We start from the raw sequence: 2,789 nt of genomic DNA on the forward strand, positions 1-2,789 counted from the left end.
GGCCAATGCCTTATTAAGGAGAAGCAAAACGGTCTGGAAAGTCCGGCAATAATGGGTGATAGCCCCGTATGCATAATGTCTTGATAAGGATTTGAGTAGGGCGGGGCACGTGAAACCCTGTCTGAACATGGGGGGACCACCCTCCAAGCCTAAATACTCCTCAGTGACCGATAGTGAACAAGTACCGTGAGGGAAAGGTGAAAAGCACCCCGATAAGGGGAGTGAAAGAGACCTGAAACCGGACGCCTACAAGCAGTCGGAGCCTCATATGGGGTGACGGCGTACCTTTTGTATAATGGGTCAGCGAGTTTCTGTTTGCAGCGAGCTTAAGCCGTTAGGTGTAGGCGTAGCGAAAGCGAGTCTGAATAGGGCGCATGAGTTGCTGGCAGAAGACCCGAAACCGAGTGATCTAGCCATGGCCAGGCTGAAGGTGCGGTAACACGCACTGGAGGGCCGAACCCACGCCTGTTGAAAAAGTCGGGGATGAGCTGTGGTTAGGGGTGAAAGGCCAATCAAACTCGGAAATAGCTGGTTCTCCGCGAAATCTATTGAGGTAGACCGTCGGATGTTTACCCTCGGGGGTAGAGCACTGGATGGGCTAGGGGGGCCCAAAGCCTTACCAAACCTAACCAAACTCCGAATACCGAGGAGTATAGTCCGGCAGACAGACAGTGGGTGCTAAGGTCCATTGTCGAGAGGGAAACAGCCCAGACCACCAGCTAAGGCCCCTAAATCGTGACTAAGTGGGAAAGGATGTGGGGATTCCAAAACAACCAGGAGGTTGGCTTAGAAGCAGCCATCCTTTAAAGAAAGCGTAATAGCTCACTGGTCTATTAGAAACCCTGCGCCGAAAATGTAACGGGGCTCAAGTCACGTGCCGAAGCTGTGGGTGCATTCTTATGAATGCGCGGTAGCGGAGCGTTCCGTAAGTCTGCGAAGGAGACGGGGTGACCCTCTCTGGAGATATCGGAAGTGCGAATGCTGACATGAGTAGCGATAAACAGTGCGAGAAACACTGTCGCCGAAAGTCCAAGGGTTCCTGCGCAAGGTTAATCCACGCAGGGTGAGCCGGCCCCTAAGGCGAGGGCGAAAGCCGTAGTCGATGGGAATCAGGTTAATAGTCCTGAGCCTGCTAGAAGTGACGAATGAGATATGTTGTTGGTTCTTATCGGATTGAACCAGCTTTTGGACCATTCCAGGAAATAGCTCTAGCATATAGACCGTACCCGAAACCGACACAGGTGGACTGGTAGAGTATACCAAGGCGCTTGAGAGAACGATGCTGAAGGAACTAGGCAAATTGCTCGTGTAACTTCGGGATAAACGAGACCCAATCGTGGGCAACCATGGTTGGGTGGCACAGACCAGGGGGTAGCGACTGTTTAGTAAAAACACAGGGCTCTGCGAAATCGAGAGATGACGTATAGGGCCTGACGCCTGCCCGGTGCCGGAAGGTTAAGAGGAGATGTGCAAGCATTGAATTGAAGCCCCGGTAAACGGCGGCCGTAACTATAACGGTCCTAAGGTAGCGAAATTCCTTGTCGGGTAAGTTCCGACCTGCACGAATGGCGTAACGACTTCCCCACTGTCTCCAGTATCGACTCAGCGAAATTGAACTCCCCGTGAAGATGCGGGGTACCCGCGGTCAGACGGAAAGACCCTATGAACCTTTACTGTAGCTTTGCAGTGGCATCAGGAAAATTCTGTGTAGGATAGGTCGGAGGCTTTGAAGCCGGGGCGCCAGCACCGGTGGAGCCATCCTTGAAATACGACCCTGAATTTTTCTGATGTCTAACCGAGATCAGTCAGCCTGATCCGGGACCCTGCATGGTGGGCAGTTTGACTGGGGCGGTCGCCTCCCAAAGTGTAACGGAGGCGCGCGATGGTGGGCTCAGGCCGGTCGGAAACCGGCTGTCGAGTGCAATGGCATAAGCCCGCCTGACTGTGAGAGTGACAGCTCGATCAGAGACGAAAGTCGGCCATAGTGATCCGGTGGTCCCACGTGGACGGGCCATCGCTCAACGGATAAAAGGTACTCTAGGGATAACAGGCTGATCTCCCCCAAGAGTCCACATCGACGGGGAGGTTTGGCACCTCGATGTCGGCTCATCACATCCTGGGGCTGGAGCAGGTCCCAAGGGTTCGGCTGTTCGCCGATTAAAGTGGTACGTGAGCTGGGTTTAGAACGTCGTGAGACAGTTCGGTCCCTATCTGCCGTGGGTGTAAGAGACTTGAGAGGATTTGTCCCTAGTACGAGAGGACCGGGATGAACGAACCTCTGGTGCACCGGTTGTCACGCCAGTGGCACAGCCGGGTAGCTAAGTTCGGACGGGATAACCGCTGAAAGCATCTAAGCGGGAAACCCACCTCAAAACAAGGTCTCATAGAGCCGTGCAAGACCAGCACGTTAATAGGCCGGGTGTATACGTACAGTAATGTACTCAGCTAACCGGTACTAATCGCTCATATCTCTCACACAACAACACATGCACAGAAATCAGTCACACTCAAAAAACACCAACCTCTCACCCTCCATACCAATACAGGGTGAGCTAGAAGACCTGGTGGCCATGGCGAGGATCCTACACCCGATCCCATCCCGAACTCGGCCGTGAAAAACCTCAGCGCCTATGATACTGCACCTTAAGGTGCGGAAAAGTCGGTCGCCGCCAGGTCCCCTAGCTCACCTCACAAAAAAAACCACCCACCAACGCGGGGTGGAGCAGCCCGGTAGCTCGTCAGGCTCATAACCTGAAGGCCGTAGGTTCAAATCCTACCCCCGCAACCAT

Annotated in this window: 1 tRNA gene and 2 rRNA genes; all 3 read left to right on the forward strand. The window is 53.9% G+C overall.

Annotation, left to right across the window (positions count from 1 at the left end):
- Nucleotides 1–2,479, forward strand: a 23S ribosomal RNA gene (locus tag NTH01S_RS11245); the annotation flags it as partial.
- Nucleotides 2,480–2,560: 81 nt separating this feature from the next.
- A 5S ribosomal RNA gene (rrf, locus tag NTH01S_RS11250) occupies nucleotides 2,561–2,675 on the forward strand.
- Between the two features lie 36 nt (nucleotides 2,676–2,711).
- Nucleotides 2,712–2,788: transfer RNA gene (locus NTH01S_RS11255), tRNA-Met, on the forward strand.
- Nucleotide 2,789 lies beyond the last annotated feature (1 nt).

Origin of the sequence: Neokomagataea thailandica NBRC 106555 (genome assembly GCF_001598495.1) — a bacterium.
In the GTDB taxonomy this organism is placed as follows: Bacteria; Pseudomonadota; Alphaproteobacteria; order Acetobacterales; family Acetobacteraceae; genus Gluconobacter; species Gluconobacter thailandicus_A.